The sequence below is a fragment of the Enterobacter sp. CCUG 70166 genome (genome assembly GCF_020224095.1).
GTDB classification, from domain to species: domain Bacteria; phylum Pseudomonadota; class Gammaproteobacteria; order Enterobacterales; family Enterobacteriaceae; genus Enterobacter; species Enterobacter intestinihominis.
In genome coordinates, this window is the sequence record NZ_NRIQ01000015.1 from 25,052 (window position 1) to 46,121 (window position 21,070).

Annotated in this window: 23 protein-coding genes; 8 read left to right on the forward strand and 15 right to left on the reverse strand. The window is 54.6% G+C overall.

Going from position 1 to position 21,070, the window contains the following annotated elements; all coding sequences use genetic code 11:
• Nucleotides 1-2: 2 nt before the first annotated feature.
• From spoT to gmk, 3 genes are read right to left on the reverse strand one after another with little or no spacing between them, the layout of a single operon-like run.
• On the reverse strand, nt 3-2,117 hold the full coding sequence (gene spoT / locus CKK19_RS07420; protein ID WP_022646616.1) for a bifunctional GTP diphosphokinase/guanosine-3',5'-bis pyrophosphate 3'-pyrophosphohydrolase: 2,115 nt from the start codon (nt 2,115-2,117) through the stop codon (nt 3-5).
• A 19-nt stretch (nt 2,118-2,136) separates the two neighbouring features.
• On the reverse strand, nt 2,137-2,412 hold the full coding sequence (gene rpoZ / locus CKK19_RS07425) for a DNA-directed RNA polymerase subunit omega (RefSeq protein WP_000135058.1): 276 nt from the start codon (nt 2,410-2,412) through the stop codon (nt 2,137-2,139).
• A gap of 54 nt (nt 2,413-2,466) precedes the next feature.
• Nucleotides 2,467-3,090: a guanylate kinase gene (gmk, locus tag CKK19_RS07430; protein WP_006177710.1), complete on the reverse strand. Its 624-nt coding sequence runs from the start codon at nt 3,088-3,090 to the stop codon at nt 2,467-2,469.
• A gap of 251 nt (nt 3,091-3,341) precedes the next feature.
• Between gmk and ligB the strand changes: the two genes are divergently transcribed.
• Nucleotides 3,342-5,012, forward strand: coding sequence for an NAD-dependent DNA ligase LigB (gene ligB, locus CKK19_RS07435; RefSeq protein WP_063147158.1), 1,671 nt, complete (start codon nt 3,342-3,344; stop codon nt 5,010-5,012).
• A gap of 2 nt (nt 5,013-5,014) precedes the next feature.
• Here ligB and CKK19_RS07440 read toward each other — a convergent pair whose 3' ends face one another.
• Both CKK19_RS07440 and CKK19_RS07445 read right to left on the reverse strand, forming a co-directional pair.
• Nucleotides 5,015-5,632 carry a trimeric intracellular cation channel family protein gene (locus tag CKK19_RS07440; RefSeq protein WP_023299016.1) on the reverse strand — a complete coding sequence of 206 codons (618 nt, stop codon included), beginning with the start codon at nt 5,630-5,632 and terminating at the stop codon, nt 5,015-5,017.
• 205 nt (nt 5,633-5,837) lie between these two features.
• Complete coding sequence (locus CKK19_RS07445; protein ID WP_003860907.1) at nt 5,838-6,701, reverse strand: YicC/YloC family endoribonuclease; 864 nt, start codon at nt 6,699-6,701, stop codon at nt 5,838-5,840.
• Nucleotides 6,702-6,826: 125 nt separating this feature from the next.
• Here CKK19_RS07445 and rph point away from each other — a divergent pair, with 125 nt between their 5' ends.
• Both rph and pyrE read left to right on the forward strand, forming a co-directional pair.
• On the forward strand, nt 6,827-7,543 hold the full coding sequence (gene rph / locus CKK19_RS07450; protein ID WP_015570044.1) for a ribonuclease PH: 717 nt from the start codon (nt 6,827-6,829) through the stop codon (nt 7,541-7,543).
• 66 nt (nt 7,544-7,609) lie between these two features.
• On the forward strand, nt 7,610-8,251 hold the full coding sequence (gene pyrE / locus CKK19_RS07455; RefSeq protein WP_023305206.1) for an orotate phosphoribosyltransferase: 642 nt from the start codon (nt 7,610-7,612) through the stop codon (nt 8,249-8,251).
• Between the two features lie 82 nt (nt 8,252-8,333).
• Here the strand turns inward: pyrE and slmA are convergent, their stop codons facing one another.
• The 3 genes from slmA to coaBC all read right to left on the reverse strand — a co-directional run bounded on the left by slmA (nt 8,334) and on the right by coaBC (nt 10,699).
• Nucleotides 8,334-8,930 (reverse strand): nucleoid occlusion factor SlmA, encoded by a 597-nt coding sequence (slmA, locus tag CKK19_RS07460; RefSeq protein WP_003860901.1) that lies wholly within the window; start codon nt 8,928-8,930, stop codon nt 8,334-8,336.
• A gap of 121 nt (nt 8,931-9,051) precedes the next feature.
• Nucleotides 9,052-9,510, reverse strand: coding sequence for a dUTP diphosphatase (gene dut / locus CKK19_RS07465; protein ID WP_015570042.1), 459 nt, complete (start codon nt 9,508-9,510; stop codon nt 9,052-9,054).
• Entirely contained in the window at nt 9,488-10,699 is a 1,212-nt protein-coding gene (gene coaBC, locus CKK19_RS07470; protein ID WP_087878399.1) for a bifunctional phosphopantothenoylcysteine decarboxylase/phosphopantothenate--cysteine ligase CoaBC, read from the reverse strand. The genes dut and coaBC overlap by 23 nt, the downstream gene beginning before the upstream one ends.
• 173 nt (nt 10,700-10,872) lie before the next feature.
• Between coaBC and radC the strand changes: the two genes are divergently transcribed.
• From radC to mutM, 4 genes are all read left to right on the forward strand, one after another.
• Nucleotides 10,873-11,538 carry a RadC family protein gene (radC, locus tag CKK19_RS07475; protein WP_022646621.1) on the forward strand — a complete coding sequence of 222 codons (666 nt, stop codon included), beginning with the start codon at nt 10,873-10,875 and terminating at the stop codon, nt 11,536-11,538.
• A 217-nt stretch (nt 11,539-11,755) separates the two neighbouring features.
• Nucleotides 11,756-11,992 (forward strand): 50S ribosomal protein L28, encoded by a 237-nt coding sequence (gene rpmB / locus CKK19_RS07480; RefSeq protein ID WP_002436699.1) that lies wholly within the window; start codon nt 11,756-11,758, stop codon nt 11,990-11,992.
• Nucleotides 11,993-12,014: 22 nt separating this feature from the next.
• Entirely contained in the window at nt 12,015-12,182 is a 168-nt protein-coding gene (gene rpmG / locus CKK19_RS07485) for a 50S ribosomal protein L33 (RefSeq protein ID WP_003024094.1), read from the forward strand.
• A gap of 72 nt (nt 12,183-12,254) precedes the next feature.
• Nucleotides 12,255-13,064: a bifunctional DNA-formamidopyrimidine glycosylase/DNA-(apurinic or apyrimidinic site) lyase gene (mutM, locus tag CKK19_RS07490; RefSeq protein ID WP_003860879.1), complete on the forward strand. Its 810-nt coding sequence runs from the start codon at nt 12,255-12,257 to the stop codon at nt 13,062-13,064.
• 2 nt (nt 13,065-13,066) lie between these two features.
• Here mutM and coaD read toward each other — a convergent pair whose 3' ends face one another.
• The 7 genes from coaD to rfaQ form a co-directional block, all read right to left on the reverse strand.
• Nucleotides 13,067-13,546: a pantetheine-phosphate adenylyltransferase gene (coaD, locus tag CKK19_RS07495; protein ID WP_022646622.1), complete on the reverse strand. Its 480-nt coding sequence runs from the start codon at nt 13,544-13,546 to the stop codon at nt 13,067-13,069.
• A gap of 3 nt (nt 13,547-13,549) precedes the next feature.
• Complete coding sequence (locus CKK19_RS07500; RefSeq protein ID WP_003860875.1) at nt 13,550-14,320, reverse strand: glycosyltransferase family 2 protein; 771 nt, start codon at nt 14,318-14,320, stop codon at nt 13,550-13,552.
• A complete protein-coding gene (waaA, locus tag CKK19_RS07505) occupies nt 14,320-15,594 on the reverse strand; it encodes a lipid IV(A) 3-deoxy-D-manno-octulosonic acid transferase (protein ID WP_032626592.1) in 1,275 nt (424 codons plus the stop codon). Before waaA ends, CKK19_RS07500 begins: the two co-directional genes overlap by 1 nt.
• A gap of 66 nt (nt 15,595-15,660) precedes the next feature.
• Nucleotides 15,661-16,650 carry a glycosyltransferase gene (locus CKK19_RS07510; RefSeq protein WP_063853774.1) on the reverse strand — a complete coding sequence of 330 codons (990 nt, stop codon included), beginning with the start codon at nt 16,648-16,650 and terminating at the stop codon, nt 15,661-15,663.
• An 11-nt stretch (nt 16,651-16,661) separates the two neighbouring features.
• Nucleotides 16,662-17,762 (reverse strand): glycosyltransferase, encoded by a 1,101-nt coding sequence (locus tag CKK19_RS07515; RefSeq protein WP_058646801.1) that lies wholly within the window; start codon nt 17,760-17,762, stop codon nt 16,662-16,664.
• A gap of 2 nt (nt 17,763-17,764) precedes the next feature.
• The gene (locus CKK19_RS07520; protein ID WP_032626581.1) at nt 17,765-18,892 is read right to left on the reverse strand and encodes a glycosyltransferase family 4 protein; all 1,128 of its coding nucleotides are present in this window, start codon (nt 18,890-18,892) and stop codon (nt 17,765-17,767) included.
• On the reverse strand, nt 18,889-19,959 hold the full coding sequence (rfaQ, locus tag CKK19_RS07525) for a putative lipopolysaccharide heptosyltransferase III (RefSeq protein ID WP_023299024.1): 1,071 nt from the start codon (nt 19,957-19,959) through the stop codon (nt 18,889-18,891). The genes CKK19_RS07520 and rfaQ overlap by 4 nt, the downstream gene beginning before the upstream one ends.
• A 150-nt stretch (nt 19,960-20,109) precedes the next feature.
• Here rfaQ and CKK19_RS07530 point away from each other — a divergent pair, with 150 nt between their 5' ends.
• Nucleotides 20,110-21,063: a polysaccharide deacetylase family protein gene (locus CKK19_RS07530; RefSeq protein WP_063853773.1), complete on the forward strand. Its 954-nt coding sequence runs from the start codon at nt 20,110-20,112 to the stop codon at nt 21,061-21,063.
• Nucleotides 21,064-21,070: the final 7 nt, after the last annotated feature.

Genomic DNA, 21,070 nt, shown 5'->3' on the forward strand with positions numbered 1-21,070 from the left:
TGCTAGTTTCGGTTACGGGTGACTTTAATGACATCCGGCATCACGCGGATCTTGCGCATAATATTGGCCAGATGTACGCGGTCACGGGCGGTCAGGCGAATAAAGGCGCTGTAAACGCGGCCATCTTTTTCTTCAGTATTCAGGCTCTGAATGTTTGACGAGGCCGTGTTGATCGCTGCCGTCAGGTTCGCCAGTGCACCCTGGTGGTTAAACATATCCACCTTGATTTCAGTGATAAATTCCTGCGCTGTCTCTTTATCCCATTCGACCGCCATGAACTTCTCAGGCTCTTTCTGATAGCCACGGATGTTACGGCAGGATTCGTGGTGGATCACCAGCCCTTTACCCGGGCTGACGTGCGCAATAATCGGGTCGCCCGGGATAGGGCGGCAGCATTTGGCGAAGGTGATGAGCACCCCGTCAGCGCCTTTGATTGGCAGGTGACCATGATTTTGCGCGTTAGCAGGAACGGCTGTCGTTTCGCCCTGTTGCAGGTTCTTCGCCACGACCACGCTCATGGCGTTTCCGAGGCCAATCTCTGCCAGCAGGTCATCCAGCGAGGCGAGCTTCATACGCTCCAGCTCATGCTGAATGTTTTCTGGGGGGATCTCTGCCAGTTTGCGGCTGCCACCCAGCGCGTGATTGAGCAGACGACGCCCCAGGCTAACGGAGTCGTCGCGCTTGAGATTTTTCAGCAGCTGGCGGATTTTTGCGCGCGCTTTTGAGCTCACGACAAAGTTCAGCCAGGCGGCGTTAGGACGTGCGCCCGGCGCGGTAATAATTTCGACAGTCTGCCCGCTGAAGAGCGGCTGCGACAGCGGATAAGGCTGCCTGTCGACGCGGGCACCCACGCAGGCATGGCCGATATCGGTATGCACGGCGTAAGCGAAGTCGACCGGCGTCGCGCCCGCAGGCAGTTCGACAATGCGCCCTTCCGGCGTGAAAACGTAAATCTCATCCGGGAAGAGATCGGATTTAACGCTCTCGATAAATTCAAACGAGCTACCTGCACTCTGTTGCAGCTCCAGCAGGCTCTGCATCCAGCGCTGGGCGCGGATTTGCGCGGTGGTGCTGCTTTCGCCGCCGTGCTCTTTATAAGCCCAGTGCGCCGCGACACCCATCTCCGCCATTTGATCCATGTCTTCGGTACGAATTTGCACCTCAACCGGAACGCCGTGCGGGCCAATCATCGAGGTGTGCAAAGACTGGTATCCGTTCGCTTTTGGAATGGCGATGTAATCTTTGACGCGCCCCGGACGTGGCTTGTACAGGCTATGCATCTGCCCCAGCACGCGGTAGCAGGTGTCAGAGTCGTGGACGATGACGCGGAACGCGTAGATATCCATGATCGAGTGAAAACGCTGCTCTTTGAGCACCATTTTGCAGTAAATAGAGTACAAATGCTTTTCGCGACCGCTGACGCGGCACGGAATACCGGCTTCCTGCAAGCGCCCTTCGATTTCAGAGAGGATCTTTTGAATCATCTCTTTACGGTTACCGCGAGCGGCTTTCACCACCTCTTTAATCACGCGATAGCGGTTTGGGTATAACGCTTCAAAACCCAGCTCTTCCAGCTCGGTTTTAATGTGATGAATACCTAAACGGTGCGCCAGCGGACTGTAGATTTCGAGGGTTTCACGGGCGATGCGGCGACGTTTATCCGGGCGAAGTGAGCCCAGCGTGCGCATATTGTGGGTGCGGTCAGCAAGTTTGATGAGAATGACGCGGATATCCTGCACCATCGCCATGATCATCTTGCGAAAGTTTTCGGCCTGCGCCTCTTTCTTATCGCGGAATTTCAGCTTATCAAGCTTAGAGACCCCTTCCACCAGCTCGGCAACGCTTTTGCCAAACAGCTGTTCCATGTCCTGGTAGGTGGCAGGGGTATCTTCAATCACGTCATGCAGCAGGGCGGCCATGAGCGTTTCGTAGTCGAGTTTCATCTCGGCCAGAATACAGGCCACCGCTACCGGGTGCGTGATATAGGGTTCACCGCTTGAACGTGTCTGGCCCTCGTGAGCGTCACGTGCAACGAGATACGCCTGCTGAAGACGCTTAATCTGGTCTTCAGGCAGGTAGGTTTGAATCAGTTGATTCAGGCTTTCAAACAGATACAAGGGCGACCCGCAGGTTTAATTAACGACGACCTTCAGCAATGGCGGTTACGGCCTGCAGTTCTGCGGCTTCCTGCTCTTGCTGCTCCTGGCGCTCACGCACGTCGAGGATCTGGTTGTTGATCAGACCTTCTTCGATTTCGCGAAGTGCAATAACGGTGGTTTTATCGTTTTCTTCCGGTACCAGCGGATCTTTACCGCCTACCTGCATCTGACGAGCGCGACGCGCGGCGACCAGTACCAGGTCAAAACGGTTACCAATTTTCTCTACAGCGTCCTGAACAGTTACGCGTGCCATACTTAAAATGCTCCACAGGTGAAGAAATGACTGGGCATGATACTGAAAGTGGGTTCAGTCTGCCAACAGTTTGGTGATTAATGCGTCATGTCGCTGCTTCTGGCGGCTCATACGCAGACGTTCTGCGCGAAGGATAGTTTTGAGATCGCTCAGCGCGGCATCAAAATCATCATTCACAATAAGGTAATCATATTCCGCGTAATGGCTCATTTCTGCAACAGCCTGTGCCATACGCTTCGCGATAACTTCTTCGCTGTCCTGGCCGCGACCACGCAGGCGACGATCCAGTTCATCTTTCGATGGCGGTAGAATAAAAATACTGCGCGAATCAGGCATTTTCTTACGAATTTGCTGCGCGCCCTGCCAGTCGATATCCAGGAACACGTTCACGCCGGTCGCCAGAACCTGCTCAATGGTTTCACGCGAAGTACCGTAGTAGTTACCGAATACTTCTGCGTGTTCAAGAAACGCGTCTCTGCCAATCATCGCTCTGAATTCGTCGTGATTCACAAAGAAATAGTGTTCACCGTGCACCTCACCCGGACGCGGTGCTCGCGTGGTGTGAGAAACAGAAACCTGCGTATCGTACAACGGTTGGGTTTTTAACAGTGCCTGAATAAGGCTGGATTTACCCGCGCCACTAGGGGCAGAAACAATATAAAGCGTGCCTTGAGCCATGAGAGTCTTTTGTATGTGTTAACGAAGAAGTCCTACATACGGGCTTATTATACACGTCGCCGCTGTGTGACGTAGCCTTTGTCACACTTTTTCCCGTGGATGATTAAATTTTGCGTGCCGTTTTCAGGTTTTGTCTGCGGTTTGCAGCAACAAAAAGAAACGCTGGATAACGCCTCGTAAAGCGTAACGTTGCCATTCGCGTCGTTTTCAATACCGGGTTATACCTCCTCCAACGCAAAGGAGGGGTAATAATGTGGCGATGGATAAGCGGGTTTGCGCTGTTGTGGTGTAGCACCGGGTTAGCGGTATGCCCGGTATGGTCGCAGGCAAAAGCAGAAAAGGAAATTGTAGCGCTGAGCGCGCAGATCAAACGCTGGGACGATGCTTACTGGAAGCAGGGAGTCAGTGACGTTGATGACGGGGTTTACGATCAGCTTAACGCGCGGTTGAACCAGTGGCAGCGCTGCTTTGGTCATGTCTCTTCCGAAGAGAGACCGCCACCTCTGACAGGTAGTGTGACACACCCGGTTGCGCATACGGGCGTGCATAAGGTTGCCAGTAAAGCTGAGCTCAGCCAGTGGATGCGAGCCCGGCAACATCTCTGGATGCAGCCCAAAGTGGATGGCGTGGCTGTGACGCTGGTGTACCAGGGCGGGAAGCTTGTCCGGGCCATTAGCCGTGGCAACGGTGTGAAAGGTGAAGACTGGACGGCGCAGGTTCGATCAATCCCCTCTGTTCCGCAAAACCTGTCCGGCCCCCTGGCAAATAGCGTCTTACAGGGTGAACTGTTCTGGATTCATGAAAACCACATCCAGCGTCAGATGGGGGGGATGAACATGCGGGCAAAAGTGGCGGGCGCCATGATGCGTCATAACGATAGCGCACTTCTCAGGCAGCTCGGCGTGTTTATCTGGGCCTGGCCGGATGGACCTAAAGAGATGCAGGTATCTCTGGATGCGTTGTCAAAAGCCGGGTTCACCCTGACGGCGCGTTATACGCTGTCCGCCGCGTCTGTGAATGCGGTCGAAGCGCAGCGTTCAGCGTGGCATACAACAGCATTGCCCTTTGCCACGGACGGCATTGTGGTGCGTTCAGCGGATGAACCCGCGGGCGACGGTTGGTTACCCGGTGAAGGGCGTTGGGTTGTCGCATGGAAATATACGCCTGTCGCTCAGGTTGCTGAAGTGCGAGGGATACAGTTTGGCGTCGGGCGAACGGGCAAGGTGTCCGTTGTAGCCGAACTGGATCCAGTAAAGCTTGATGATAAACAGGTGCGGCGGGTGAGCCTGGGGTCGGTCACACGCTGGCAGCGGCTGGATATTGTTCCCGGCGATCAGGTTCTGATAAGCCTCGCCGGGCAGGGGATCCCCCGATTCGATCGAGTTGTCTGGCGGGGAGCGAACAGGGAAAAACCAGAACCTCCGGCCCTGCAGTACCACTCGCTGACCTGTTTTTATGCCTCACCAGCGTGTATGGAACAGTTCTTTGCCCGGTTGACGTGGCTTAGCTCAAAACAAGGGCTAGGGATCGAGGGGTTAGGCGAGGCGGGCTGGCGAACGCTTCATCAGACGCATCGTTTCGAGCATATTTTTTCGTGGTTAACACTGACGCAGGCGCAGCTACAGTCCACGCCTGGCTTTTCCGCCGGGCGCGGGTTATCGCTCTGGCATCGTTTTAATATTGTGCGCAAACAACCTTTTATTCGCTGGGTCACAGCGATGGGGATCCCGCTGACAAAAGCCACGCTGAATGCGGTTGGGGCGGCGTCGTGGCAGGCGCTGAATCAGCGGAGCGCCGCTGACTGGCAGGCTTTGCCGGGAACAGGTGAAGAGAAGGCGCAGCAGGTCGTTAACTGGCTGCATGCGCCTCCCGTTGATAGGCTGGCAAGGTGGCTGGCTGAGCAACACATTAACGGGTTCTGACCTTAATGCGCGTTGTGCTTGTAATGAAAAACCGGCAGGCCAAGCTTCAGACGCAATGCCAGCATTCGCGCCGTGAAACCAAACAGCAGCGTGGAGATAACGACCACATCGTGGTTGGTGACATAGTGCTGCAAGGCGACATAAAGCACTGCCGCGGCAAAGGAGATGCCGGCATACAGTTCCTTCTGGAAAACCAGCGGGATACGTTTGCAGAACATATCGCGCAGCACCCCGCCAAACACGCCCGTGATCACCGCCGCAATGGTGGCGATAACCGGGCCTTCACCCATATCGAGAGCAATTTGTGCGCCAATGATGGAAAAAACAATCAGCCCAAGCGCATCCAGTACCAGGAACAAGCGGCGCAGATGAGGCATCACCGGGGCTACAATCGTGGTTAGCACGGCTGCCGTTGCCACGATAATGACGTACTCAGGGTTTTTAACCCAGCCGAGCGGATAATGGCCAAGCAGGATATCGCGCACGGACCCGCCGCCGAGCGCAGTGGCCGTGGCAATAATGATCACGCCGAAGGTGTCCATTCGGCGACGTCCGGCGGCAAGCGCGCCGGTCATGGCTTCAGCGGTAATGCCAATAAGATAGAGAATGTGAAGCAGCATAAACCCTCCGGAATGAAGTGGAGGAGGTTAGCGATTTGTGCGCAAGATCACGATTGAGATTTTCTAAGGCGAGGGGATTTGCCCTACACAAATTTATCAACGCATGGCAGACGGGCTTGTGATAAGGCGGGAGACAAAGAAAGTAAGGATAAATATGGGTTAGAAAAAGTAATGGGTGATGTGCCAGACACCACCCTGAAAGGTATTACTCGATATTCTGGATCTGCTCGCGCATCTGCTCAATCAGGACCTTCAGTTCAATTGCTGAATTGGTCACCTCTGCATTGATAGACTTAGACGCCAGCGTGTTCGACTCGCGGTTGAACTCCTGCATCATAAAGTCGAGACGGCGGCCTACCGCTTCTTTCTTCTTCAGGATGTTGTAGGTCTCTTTAACGTGCGCTTCCAGACGATCCAGCTCTTCAGCCACGTCTACACGCTGCGCCATCAGCACCAGCTCTTGTTCCAGACGGTTGTTTTCCAGCTGAACTTCCGCCTCTTCCAGTTTGGCGACAAGTCGCTCACGCTGCCATTGCAGCACTTCTGGCATATGCGCGCGCACTTTAGCCACTTCGGCGCTCACGCCTTCAAGGCGTTGCTCAATCATCGCTTTCAGCGCCTGGCCTTCGGTTTCGCGGGCAACGATAAAGTCATCCAGCGTGCCGTCGAGTGCAGCCAGGATTTCAGCGGTAATCGCGTCCAGATCCTGCTCTCCGGCGGCCATCACGCCAGGCCAGCGCAGAATATCAACCGGGTTGATCTCGCCTTCATCGCTTTGCATTTTGACCCAGTTCGCCGCATTAACCAACTGTTTTGCCAGCTTTTCGTTCAGGATCAGTTCGCCCTGTGCACTGGCATCGGGCTCAAAACGCAGGTTACATTCCACTTTCCCGCGGGTCAGACGCGTACGGATACGCTCACGCACCACAGGCTCCAGGCTGCGGAACTGTTCCGGCATACGGAAATATGTTTCCAGATAGCGCTGGTTTACCGAGCGCATTTCCCAGGTAGCGCTACCCCAGCTACCCTTGATTTCACGCCGGGCGTAGGCGGTCATACTGCGGATCATAGACATTCCCGTTTTTAAAGGAGAGATGGGGGGATTATAGCTTTCAGGGGCTTCTCAGGATAGGAATAAGCGTCCTTTATCCGTATAATGCGCAGCCACATTCGTTTCAAGCCGGAGAATCCATCATGCGTCCAGCAGGTCGTAGCGCCAACCAGGTGCGTCCCGTCACCCTGACCCGTAACTATACAAAACACGCTGAAGGCTCCGTGCTGGTTGAGTTTGGTGACACCAAAGTGCTTTGCACCGCGTCCATCGAAGAGGGCGTGCCTCGCTTCCTGAAAGGTCAGGGGCAGGGGTGGATCACCGCGGAATACGGTATGTTGCCGCGCGCAACCCATACCCGTAATGCTCGTGAAGCGGCAAAAGGTAAGCAGGGCGGCCGTACTATGGAGATCCAGCGCCTGATCGCACGTGCGCTCCGCGCCGCGGTTGACTTAAAAACGCTGGGTGAGTTCACCATCACGCTGGACTGCGACGTGATCCAGGCCGATGGCGGCACGCGTACGGCCTCCATTACCGGTGCCTGTGTGGCGCTGGCAGATGCGCTGAACAAGCTGGTTGCCGCCGGTAAGCTGAAAACCAACCCAATGAAAGGGATGGTTGCTGCTGTCTCCGTTGGTATTGTTAACGGCGAAGCGCTTTGCGATCTGGAATACGTTGAAGATTCTGCCGCAGAAACCGACATGAACGTGGTGATGACCGAAGATGGTCGCATCATTGAAGTGCAGGGCACGGCAGAAGGCGAGCCATTCACTCACGAAGAACTGCTCACCTTGCTGGCGTTGGCCCGAGGGGGTATTGAATCTATTGTAGCGACGCAGAAAGCGGCGTTAGAAAATTGATTTTAAGGCGACCAATGAGTCGCCTTTTTTTTGCCTGTAAGACTGAAAAGACAAAGGAGCAAATCCATGAAATCGTATCAGCGCCAGTTTATTGAGTTTGCGCTTAACAAGCAGGTACTTAAGTTTGGCGAGTTCACGCTGAAATCCGGGCGTAAAAGCCCGTATTTCTTCAACGCCGGGCTGTTTAATACCGGGCGCGACCTGGCACTGTTAGGCCGCTTCTATGCCGAAGCGCTGGTGGATTCCGGGATTGATTTCGATCTGCTGTTTGGCCCCGCGTACAAAGGCATTCCAATTGCAACCACCACGGCGGTGGCGCTGGCGGAGCACCATGACCGCGACGTACCGTACTGCTTTAACCGTAAAGAGGCCAAAACCCACGGTGAAGGCGGCAATCTGGTAGGCAGTGCGTTGCAGGGCCGCGTGATGCTGGTAGATGACGTGATCACCGCAGGCACCGCGATCCGTGAATCGATGGAAATTATCCAGGCTAACGGTGCAACGCTTGCGGGTGTGCTGATTTCGCTCGATCGTCAGGAGCGTGGGCGTGGCGACATCTCTGCTATTCAGGAAGTGGAACGCGATTATGGCTGCAAAGTGATCTCTATCATCACGCTGACAGACCTGATTGCATATCTGGAAGAGAAGCCTGAGATGGCGGATCACCTGGCGGCGGTAAAAGCGTATCGCGAAGAGTTCGGGGTTTAATTGCGTTGCCCGGTGGCGCTACGCTTACCGGGCCTACCTGTTCGTAGGCCGGATAAGGCGAAGCCGCCATCCGGCGATGGCGTTACTGTAATTGTGCTGCCACTAACGGCCAGCGGGCGTCAAAATCGTCCGTTGGTCGATATTTAAACTCGCTGCGCACAAACCGGGAGAGCATCCCTTCGCAAAATGCCAGGATCTGGCTTGCCAGCAGCGTCTCATCCGTATTATATCCCTCACCTTCCCGCATTTTCTTCTCGCGCAGAACCTGACGAAGCTGGGCTTCGATACGCTCAAAAAGCTGGTTTATACGGCCTTGCAGACGATCCTGTTCAAACATCAGCGCGTGGCCGGTAAGAATACGGGTCAGACCCGGGTTACGTTCACCAAAGCCCAGAATCAGCAGCACAATCAGACGCAGACGCGTGCTGGTGTCTTTTTCATCCTTCAGAATCAGGTTGATGCGCGTGATCAGGCTATCTTCGATAAACTCGATCAGGCTGTCGAACATCCGGGTTTTGCTCGGGAAATGACGATACAGCGCCGCCTCTGACACGCCCACAGAGGCCGCCAGCTTGGCGGTGGTGATGCGTTGACTGCCGTCGCTGGATTCAAGCATCAGAGCCAGAGATTGAAGTATTTCTTCGCGACGATTCCTTTTCGCGGTTTGTTTTTCTGCCATGTTACAAAATACCCCTGAAAATAAGCACTTGTCAGGCTGGCAACCACACAGCGACCCGCAAACTGACGTTTGCGGTTTGTTATTGCATTATGGCGCTGTGAGATGCGTGTTTGTCGGGCGGTTATTTGCGCCCGGAATGGCCGAAGCCGCCTTCGCCACGGTCGGTAGCGTCGAAGTCTGCCACCAGGTTAAATTCTGCCTGCACCACCGGTACAAACACCATCTGCGCGATACGCTCGCCCGGTTCAATGGTGAAGCTGTCCTGGCCACGGTTCCAGACGGATACCATCAGCTGACCCTGATAGTCAGAGTCGATCAGGCCGACCAGGTTACCCAGCACGACGCCATGCTTATGGCCCAGGCCAGATCGCGGCAGGATCACCGCTGCCAGTGACGGGTCAGCAATGTGAATCGCCAGCCCGGTCGGGATCAGGGTCGTTGCACCCGGCGCCAGTTCTACGGCGTCATCGAGACAGGCGCGCAGGTCAAGACCGGCAGAGCCGGAGGTGGCATACGTTGGCAGCGGAAATTGCTCGCCAACGCGCGGGTCCAGAATCTTAACGTCGATTTTTTTCATCATAACGGGTAACGATCTCGTCCAGTAATTGTTGGCCCAGGAGTTCTTTGCGCTCAAGCGGTAAGACTTTATCTCCATCCTGCCAGAAAAGGTGCAATGCGTTGCTGTCGCTGTTAAATCCTTGCGTGGACAGCGATACGTCGTTCGCGCAAATCAAATCGAGGTTTTTGCGGGTACGTTTTTGCCGGGCATATTCTTCCACATTATTCGTTTCTGCGGCAAACCCAACAACGTAAGGACGATGAGTTTTCAATGCGGCGACACCGGCAACGATATCCGGGTTCTTCACCATTTTTATTGTTAATTCATCACCTTGCTTTTTAATTTTGGCGTCGGCAATGGTTTCGGCGCGGTAATCAGCAACGGCCGCACAGCCGATAAAAATATGCTGTTGTTGAGCATGCGCCTGTACGGCGGCTTCCATTTCCAGCGCGGTAGTTACATCAATACGCCGCACAAACGCAGGGGTGGTAAGCGACACCGGGCCGCTCACCAGCGTCACGTTCGCGCCGCGTTTGGCTGCCGCGGCAGCAATTGCAAAGCCCATTTTGCCGGAGCTGTGGTTGGTGATGTATCGCACCGGATCCAGCGGCTCGCGCGTGGGGCCCGCGGTAATCATGATGTTGAGATGTTGCAGATCGTTGACAGGCGAGAAATGGGCGGCGGCCATATCAACAATCGTCAATGGGTCGAGCATACGCCCTGGCCCCACGTCGCCACAGGCCTGGCTGCCGCTCTCCGGTCCCCAAATTAGCAGGCCGCGCGAGGCCAGCGTATCCAGATTATGCTGGGTAGCGGCGTTGCGATACATCTGCTGGTTCATTGCGGGTACAACCGCGACGGGCGCAGGCGTGGCGAGGCAAATGGTCGTTACCAGATCGTTCGCCATCCCGGCCGCCACGCGGGCAATTACATCTGCCGTGGCGGGGGCAAGGATAACCAGATCGGCCCATTTCCCCAGCTCAATATGGCCCATTGCGGCTTCGGCTGCCGGGTCGAGAAGGCTGTCGGATACCGGGTATCCCGAGACGGCTTGCAGGCTCAGCGGGGTGATAAAGGCTTTGCCGCCTTCGGTGATCGCGACCCGTACGTCGGCCCCGCGCTCGCGCAAACGGCGCACCAGGTCTGGCGTTTTATAGGCAGCAATACCGCCGCTGACGCCAAGAACGATTTTTTTACCGGCCAGGCTCATCATGATTCTTTCCTGTTGGGTTTCACCAGAGAGCGGGCATTTTATCACAATCCCTAAAACGGGGTGATGATGTCCTTAATTCACTTTGCGAGGCGCTACGCAAGAACGAAACGCCAGCGTCGAGCCCCGAATTTGCCTGTGGCAGCATAATGGCAAACAGAAGGAGGCCGGGCATGGAAGAGACTGAACTGCTGCTACCGCGTGAAAAAATGCTGCGCCATGGCGTCACGTTGTTAAAGGACGACGAGCTGCTGGCGCTCTTTTTACGCACAGGCACGCCGGGGAAAACGGTATTTACGCTGGCGAAAGAGCTGATAGAGCATTTCGGCTCACTGTATGGATTGTTGACCGCCGAGCTGGAGGCGTTTACGCACGTTGAGGGTATTGGCGTGGCGAAATATGCCCAGTTGCGGGGCATTGCGGAGCTGGCCCGGAGATTTTACAACGTGCGTATGGAGGAAGAAGACCCGATCCTCACCCCCGATATGACCCGCGAATTTCTGCAAAGCCAGCTTTCCGATCTGGAGCGGGAGATCTTTATGGTGATCTTTCTCGACAACAAAAACCGGGTACTGAAACATACCCGCCTTTTTTCGGGAACATTGAGCCACGTTGAGGTGCATCCGCGTGAAATTGTGCGGGAAGCGATAAAAGTGAATGCAGCCGGCGTGATCCTCGCGCATAATCACCCCTCTGGCTGTGCAGAACCAAGCAGAGCTGACAAAGCAATTACCGAACGTATTATCAAATGCTGTCAATTCATGGACATTCGTGTGCTGGACCATCTGATAATTGGCCGCGGAGAGTACATTTCTTTTGCCGAACGTGGCTGGATTTAGGCCTTTTCTCGCGATCCATCGGGATCTTTGTCTGTTCGGGACTTGAGCACACCGCCGAGTCAGCGTATACTACGCCACCTTTGAGAATCTCGGGTTTGGCATTTGGGCCTGGCAATCGAGAGTTCAATAGAACTATGCGATGACCGGGCTGTAAAGCCTGACGAGGCGCCGATACCCCATACGAAGCTCGAGCTAATTTGATTTTTGGAGAATAGACATGTCCCGAGTCTGCCAAGTTACTGGCAAGCGTCCGGTGACCGGTAACAACCGTTCCCACGCACTGAACGCGACTAAACGCCGTTTCCTGCCGAACCTGCACTCTCACCGTTTCTGGGTTGAGAGCGAGAAGCGTTTTGTCACCCTGCGCGTATCTGCTAAAGGTATGCGTGTAATCGATAAGAAAGGCATCGATACAGTTCTGTCCGAACTGCGTGCCCGTGGCGAAAAGTACTAAGTACTTAAAGAGGAAATAAATCATGGCTAAAGGTATTCGCGAGAAAATCAAGCTGGTTTCTTCTGCTGGTACAGGTCACTTCTACACCACCACGAAGAACAAACGTACTAAGCCGGAAAAACTGGAACTGAAAAAATTCGATCCAGTTGTACGCCAGCACGTACTGTACAAAGAAGCTAAAATCAAATAATTTTAGTCTCCTTGTATTGAAAAACCCCGCAACTGCGGGGTTTTTTGCATTCTGCATCTCAACGGAGGAACCATGCCTGAATTACCTGAGGTAGAGACCAGCCGCCGCGGCATTGAGCCCCATCTGGTTGGCGCGACTATTCTTCATGCTGTCGTTCGCAACGGGCGTCTGCGCTGGCCGGTGTCCGATGAGATCCACGCGTTAAGCGATAAACCCGTCCTGAGCGTACAGCGCCGCGCGAAATACCTGCTGCTGGAGCTGCCTGACGGCTGGATCATTATCCATCTGGGCATGTCGGGAAGCCTGCGCATCCTCACCGAAGAGTTGCCTGCGGAAAAGCACGACCACGTTGATCTGGTGATGAGTAACGGCAAGGTGCTGCGTTACACCGACCCGCGTCGCTTTGGCGCATGGCTGTGGACCAAAGAGCTGGAAGGGCACAACGTGCTGGCGCATCTTGGACCTGAGCCGCTCTCAGAGGCGTTTAACGCGGATTATCTCAAAGAGAAGTGCGCGAAAAAGAAAACCCCGATCAAACCCTGGCTGATGGATAACAAGCTGGTCGTGGGCGTGGGGAATATCTATGCCAGCGAATCGTTGTTTGCCGCCGGGATCCATCCCGATCGGCTGGCCTCTTCGCTGTCTGCGCAGGAGTGCGAGCTGCTGGTCAGAGTGATTAAAGCGGTACTGCTGCGCTCAATTGAGCAGGGTGGGACGACGCTGAAGGATTTTCTGCAAAGCGACGGGAAGCCGGGCTATTTTGCGCAGGAGTTGCAGGTTTATGGTCGTAAGGGGGAACCGTGCAGAGCATGCGGGACGCCGATTATTGCCACGAAGCACGCTCAGCGCGCCACGTTTTACTGCCGTCAGTGCCAGAAGTAGGGTTACTTTAACTTTTCCATCAACGCCTGGTGGACGTTAACCGGCAGAAAGTGGGTAACGTCCCCGCGATGGCGCGCCACCTCTTTCACCAGCGAAGAAGAGATGAAGGACCACTCTTTGGAGGGCATCAGGAATACGCTCTCCAGCTCCGGCATCAGATGGCGGTTCATGTGCGCCAGCTGCATCTCATATTCGAAGTCTGCTACCGCGCGAAGACCGCGGATCAGGATATTGGCCTGCTGGGCACGGGCAAAGTTTGCCATCAAATCGCTGAATCCGACGACCTCAACATTCGACAAATGCGAAATCGCATCGGTGGCAAGCTGCACGCGTTCGTTCAGGTCAAACATCGGCTTTTTGCTCGGGCTGGCGGCAATGGCCAGAATCACCTTGTCGAACATACACGCCGCACGGGTGATGATATCAAGATGACCGTTAGTGATCGGATCGAAGGTACCCGGATAAATCGCTTTTGTGCTCATGGCTCACGTTTTCTCTGAGTAGCCGCGGTTCAGCGCCCACAGCTCGGTGTATTTGTTGAAAGTATACTGGGCATTCACTACCGCCAGTAACCAGCCCTGTTTGCCGTCCAGCACGCCGCCACGTAGCAGCAGCGTTTTCAGAAACGCGCCCAGCGTGTGGGTGAAGATGCCGGTCAGCGTGGCCTTCTTGCCGCGCGCATGCCGCTCCTGTGCCCAGGCGGTGGCATAGTTCAGCTGTTTCCGCTGGAAGCTGGCGAAATCGCGGCAGGTCAGATGAAGCAGATCGCCCGTCAGGGGGATGACCTGGGCGTTATCGCAGGCCAGAGACTCATGGACCAGGTTGTCGTTGTACTGATAACGCTCGCGGGCATAGAGGCGCATCACGCGGTCGGGGTACCAGCCGCTGTGGCGCATAAAGCGGCCCAGGAAATAGTTACGACGCGCGATACTGTAGACCGCGCCGGGCTGTGGCGCAGCAAGCACCGTTTGAATGGCCTGTCGGAGTTCCGGGGTGACGCGCTCATCGGTATCGATCATCAACACGTAATCGCCTGTGGCGTAACCCTGCGCACGCTGACGCTGAATACCGTAGCCCTGCCAGTCGGTGTCGGTAAAGACTTTTGCCCCGGCTGCACGGGCAACGTCCGCCGTATTGTCCGTACTTCCGGAATCGAGAATGACGATTTCGTCAGCCCAGGCAACAGAGGCCAGGCAATCCGGAAGCAGGTCGGCGGCGTTTTTGGCGATCATCACGACCGACAGACGCGTTGACATTAGTGGCTCCGCTGCGGCAGGTAAGGTTGCAAAAGTTGCAGCAGACGGGTCAGTGCGCCCTGGTTCTGATGCAGGACTTCAACGGCGTGACGACCGTACCACAGGCGGTAATCTTCGTCAGTCAGAAGGGTTGAGACCTCTTTGACCACCGAGTCCGCATCGGTCACGGTGATTAAGCCATCGGCTTGCTGCAATTTCGCGCAGATATCTTTGAAGTTAAACGTGTGTGGCCCCATCAGCACGGGAATGGCGTGGGCTGCCGGCTCCAGCGGGTTATGACCACCGCGCTCCACCAGACTTCCGCCAACGAAAGCAAGATCGGCAATCCCGTACAGCAGCATCAGTTCGCCCATCGTATCGCCAATCACCACCTGCGTGCTGCCAGAGGGGATTTCGCCGCTGCTGCGTAGGGTGAAGCTGAAACCACCTTTTTGCACCATCTCCCGGGCATCTTTAAAACGCTCAGGATGTCGAGGAACCAGAATCAGCAGTAAATCAGGGAATTTTTCCAGCAGCTGGCGGTGAGCCTGAAGAATAATGGCCTCTTCGCCGTCATGGGTGCTGGTGGCAATCCAGACCTGGCGACGCGGCGCCCACTGACGACGCAGCGTTACCGCACGGGCGGCGAGTTCAGGGGTGACGGAAATATCGAACTTCAGGCTACCCGTGACCGCAAGCTGGTTGCGCTTCAGGCCGAGGGCGATAAAGCGCGCGGCATCTTCTTCGTTCTGCGCGGCGATCAGCGTAATTTTGCTGAGCAGGCGACGCATAAATTTACCCAGCTTGCTGTACCCTTTCGCCGAGCGTTCCGACAGACGCGCGTTGGCGATAACCAAAGGAATTTTACGGGCATGCAGGGCGGAAATCATATTCGGCCACAGTTCAGTTTCCATGACGATCACCAGTTTAGGGCGAACGGTATTCAGGAAACGGTTCATGGCGCAGGGAAGATCGTACGGCAGGTAGACGTGATGCACGTCTTTACCGAAGGCAGACATCACGCGCTCTGAGCCGGTTGGCGTCATCGTGGTGACGGTGATGGGCAGTGACGGATAACGGTGGCGTAAGGCACGCACCAGTGGAATGGCGGCCAGCGTTTCCCCGACTGACACGGAATGCAGCAGAATACCGTCCGGCGCCACTTTATTGCGGCAGTAGCCATAGCGTTCGGCCCAGCGTTTACGGTACGCAGGCGCTTTACGGCTACGAAGCAACAGTCGCAGCCACACCAGTGGCTGAATGATGTAGAGCAGGGCGGTATACAACAATTCCAAGCGATTATCCGTTTTTTTAGTTTCGGCCGGGAAATTCTAAGCATTTAAGCGTGCTAAAGCTATCTCTTATGCCAGATACCGTTTTAAACGGAAGTAGCGTCGGCCCAGGCGCCAGCGCAAACGCGGGCTTTTGGCACTTTTCCAGATGAGCTTCCAGATCCCGGTGTCGAAGAACTCTTTGATTATCATTGATTTCTTCGCTTCATCCTTCATGTTGTAGAAGGTATGAATAATTCCCAGACCCTCTTTGGCGATTTGCCAGTGACAGGCCGGGATATTTTTCACTTTATCCGGGTAGCGCTGGTTAATGGCATCAAGCATCTTCAGGATCTTCATGTAATGGCGCGCTGAGCGAATCAGCGTGTCGTCATTATCCGGGGTGTGCGATACCGAGGCGGAGTGAATGTAGTAGTCGTAAAAGCGTTCGCTGGTGTACTGAACGCGTTCCGCAGCAAGCAGCACCTCAGTCGTCCACGGGATATCCTGATGGCGCAGGCCAGGCTCGAAACGAAAGCCGTGCTGACGAATAAAATCGTGACGATAGATATTCAGCCAGGTCACATGCAGGAACTTACGTGAATCCAGCGCCTTTTTTAACCATGCCGCGCCATTCATGACGCTCGTTGAGGCGAGCTTATCTTCAGGGAAGATAGGGCGAGACGGTTTTTTGTTATTTTCCCAGACGTAGTTGCCATTGCAGGTGGCGACATCCAGGTTCTGCGTGACGGCCATATCCAGCAGACGCTGGTACATGCCGGGTTTGAAGACATCATCAATATCCGGGAAAGAGAGATATTGGCCGGTCGCAACGGCCAGGCCGGTATTACGCGCGATGGACACGCCCTGATTAGGTTGTTCAATGACCTGCATCTGTGGCAGCTGTTCGCGCCATTTTTCGACAATCTGCATCGAGCGGTCAGTGGAGCCGTCATTCACGATGATGACTTCCATACTGTCGATGTGTTGATTTACAAGGCAGGTAAAGAACTGATCGAGAAAAGCTTCACCGTTATAAACGGCAACCACCACGCTTAATAAAGGCGCTGAATTTTGCATATGAAACCTGATTATTTTTGGTTGTCGACCAAAGCAATGTATTGCTGGCAAATGGCGTTGATACCGAACGATGCGATCGTTTCGCGATCAACAACCGGCGGAGAGGCATACAGTTCTGCCAGGGTATTCGCCAGTGATTCGTCGGTTAACGCGGTCAGACCGCGCGCCAGGGGGCCAGTAAGGATCTCAGCAGGGCCGCCAGGGCAGTTTGTACTCACCGGTGGGGTCTGACAGATAATGGACTCTACCAGTACATTACCAAAACCTTCGCAGTCGGAACTTAACACTAAAAGGCGTGCACCTTTGATCCACGGATAAGGATTGGTTTCAAACGGGCGGAAGACGATCTTGTTTTCAATTCCCAGCTTAGCGGCAAGCTGTTTGAGCTGGTTTATTTTCACGTCAGAGCCTTTGCCCATCAACACCAGCGATGCGTCAATCTTGCTCATCGCGAACGCGCGAAGCAGCCGGTCGTGACGTTTGTGCTCATGAAAACGACCAACGTGGATAATATAATTCTGCCCCTGCATCTCAAAGGGCGCTTCCGCCAGACGCTGAATTTCAGGGATATCGAAGGGGTTATGGATAACCGCTTTGCGCCGCAGGGGGATCGCGAGTACTTCAGACAGATCGTGCAGCACGGCGCCGGATACCGCCACCACGTTGCGGTTTTCATAGGTATGACGAATTTTATAATGCTTAAACCAGCGAGAAAGCCCGCTGCGATGGCGCAAATAGGAAAAGGAGAACATCCCGTGTATGCAGAACCAGACCTTATCCCGATCCAGCACGCGGCTGTGCGCCACGATACGGTCGGTTTTATGCAGATGCGAGAAGGCAACGTCAAATTTACCGCTGCGTTCTGCCTGCTCGATGGCGCGATCCAGCAAACGGGCGCGACGCGGGATCTCGGTCAGCTTCCGCCAGGGTTTTTTACAGGTATCCTGCACAACCTGAAAATCGATACCTTCCGGAATGGCGTAGTCGCACACCTTCCGTAAGGAGAAAAGGGTGACCTGATGCCCCAGTTCTGTCAGTCCGCTGGAGAGGGTGAGAACCGTTTTTTCGGCTCCTCCACCGGGTAAACCATCAATAATCATTAGGATGCGCATTATTAATCCAGTAATTTTTGATAAAGCGAAATAAGCTGACTTGATAGTTTTTCAGGGGTTGCTTCTCTGACGCGTTCACGCGCCACAAGCCCCATATTGTTATTTTTTTCCAGTGAAGGGATGGACATGACGGCCTCCTTCAATGTGCGGATATCAAGTGCATCACAGTAAAACCCGTTCTGGCCTTGCTCAATAAATTCTGAACCACCGCAACTCTCTGACGTAATGACGGGCAATCCACAGGCCATTGCTTCAAGTATGACGTTAGGGAAAGGATCATACAGCGTCGGCAGCAGTAAACCATCAGAAAGCTGATAAAATGGCAGCGTCTCTTTTTGCATCCCCAGGAAACGGATTTGCCCCTCACAGCCTAATGAACGGGCGAGGTCGCGATAACGGCTTTCCGCTTTATCCTGACCGACCACAACCAGCCACGTCGATGTTCCTGCTATAGCCCGAATTGCGCTTGCCAGCCCCTTGCGTTCAAACCCTGAACCCACGAAGCAGAAAATGACGGCATCAGCGGGTAAGCCAAATTGCTTACGCAGTACAGCGCGCTGTCTCTCTTCTGCCGGAACGAAGCGGCGGGAATCTATTGAATTATAAATCACATGTATCTTTTTTGCGTCAATATCAAAGTCTTCGACGATTTCGCGCTTGATCATCTCCGCATTACAGATAACGGCTTTCAACTCGGGAGCCTGGTACATTTCACGTTCGGCGTTCATCACGTAGCGGTGATAGCGATCGTGCATGAGCAGCTTCGCGCGCCAGGCGGGAAGAATACGCGTACGCTGTAGCAGCCAGCGTCGATGTACACCATCTCCGGCGCGGTAAATATCGCAGCCCGGAATACGTTCGTGGCTCTGTACAATATCAAACTGCTGTTGCTGCCACAGCGCGCGCGCGGCGTGTGCAAAGCCGCGTTCACGGCTGATGCGGCCCCACTTTCGTGGATCGCAGATATGAATATGCCAGTCGTCCTGCTTTTCGCCCTGCCACTCGCGGGTGATGACGTTGAGCTCAAGATTTTGATTGCTCAGCGCGGTGAGTGCCCTGGAGACAAAACGTTCTGCTCCCCCATCCGGCCGATATTTTTGGCGCACAATGGCCAGACGATGAAGCTTCATTGCAGGTATCTCCTTGCGGCGGAGACGACAGCATCAACGGGGATGGCGTCGAGATAACGTTCCGTCGTTTTTGTATCAATGGCGTCAGGGTTGGGAAGCGGGCCGTAGTTACCAGCCCAGATGACCTCGCCGTTAACCTGCCATGGCGACCAGAACGTCAACTTTGATGGGCCAAACAGCGCCACGCAGGGCGTCTGAAGGGCGGCGGCCATGTGCATGGGGACGGAGTCAACGCCAATGAACAGGGCTGCGTGATCGATAAGCGAGGCCAGCTGGCGCAGGGTTAACTGCCCTGCCAGCGATACAACACCCGTCTGCGGGGAGGCGGCAAGAATGCGGTCAATCATCGCCAGCTCTTTCTTATCCGGTCCCGCCGTAAGGACGATAGTGTGGCCGTCCTGCTGCAATGCGGCGATAGTTTGCGCCATTTTGCCTTCGTCCCAGCACTTAAAGAACCAGCGTGAAGTGGGTTGAATAACGATATAGCGTTCCCCCACGCCCTTTTGTGTCAGCTTGTGATGAGCATGGTGCCAGTCATCCGCGCTGTAAGCCATGGTGACGGCGGGTCTGGCGGCAACGGGTAATGGTTTCAGTATGGACAGGTTTTGTTCAACGGTGTGCAGGTTCTGATGGCTGGCGACCGAGACCAGTTCACTGTGACAAAAACGCCAGAAGGCATTATTGCGCTTGTTAAAAGCGAACCCGAGCCGAACCGGTGCGCCGGTGAAGCGGGTAACAATCGCGCTGCGCCACTGATCGGCAAGATTGATCACCAGATGATAATGCTGAGCGCGTAAAGCACGAAGCAACTGCCACTCTTTTTGCAGGTGCTTCAGCGTCCCCAACTGCTTCCATTTACGATCGATACCATAGATCGTACCGATTGCCGGATGCGCGGCGAGCATGTCTCGCGTCTCTTCATAGAGAAGCACGTCGATTTGGGCTTCAGGCCATTTCTGGCGCAATGAATTGATGACGGGGGTGGTGAGTAACATGTCACCATGATGGCGAAGTTTAATCAGTAAAATGCGCAAATCAGGCGTGTCAGGTAAGTTATTCATCATCATCTTATCGGCGTTGTACTGTTGGCAATTCTAATAGACCTGGTAACGACTTGCACTCTTTCTCCATAATGTCAGGAATTTCCCTGGAAGGGTTTACTCCTGCTTTCGGGCGTGCGTAACATAGCGCTAACTATTTTGTCTTGCGGACTCATTATGAAAAAACCAGCGTTTATCATCACGATCGATACCGAAGGGGATAATCTCTGGCAGAACCACCGGGTCATCAAAACGGAAAACGCGCGCTACCTGGCGCGGTTTCAGACGCTTTGCGAGCGTTTCGGCTTTAAGCCTGTCTGGCTCACCAATTACGAGATGGCCGTCGAACCGGTGTTCATTGAGTTCGCGAAAGAGGTCATAGCCCGGGGGCAGGGCGAGGTAGGAATGCATCTCCATGCCTGGAACAGCCCTCCGGAGCACAATCTGACCGGTGATGACTGGCGCTGGCAGCCTTATCTGATTGAGTTTTCAGACGAGGTCATGCGTGAGAAAGTGCTGTTCATGACCCGCCTACTGGAAGAGACCTTCCAGACAAAAATGCTCAGCCATCGCGCCGGGCGCTGGGCATTCGACAGCCGTTACGCCCGGTTACTGATTGAGCTGGGGTATCAGGTAGATTGTTCCGTTACGCCGCGCGTGAACTGGCGCAACGCGAAAGGTGCCCCGCAGGGTAATGGCGGAACGAATTACCAGCATTTTCCCGATCGCGCCTACTTTTTGGACGTAGACGACACTTCCCGGCCGGGAAACAGCCTTCTCCTCGAAGTGCCAATGAGCATCCAGTATAAACACCCGGCATGGCTGAATTCCCTGAAGCAGGGTTACGATCGTCTGCGCGGTAAATACCGTTCTCCGTCAGTTAACTGGTTACGCCCGTCCGGCGGTAACGCGCAGGAGATGATTAAGGTGGCGCAGCAGTGCCTGTCTCAGGGAAATGACTACGTAGAGTTCATGCTGCATTCGTCGGAATTTATGCCTGGCGGCAGCCCGACGTTTAAAGATGAGGCGGCGATTGAAGGTTTATATCAGGATTTGGAACAGCTGTTTACCTGGCTATCAGACAAAACGGTGGGAATGACGCTGGCGGAGTTTTACCAGTACAAACAATAGTTATGCC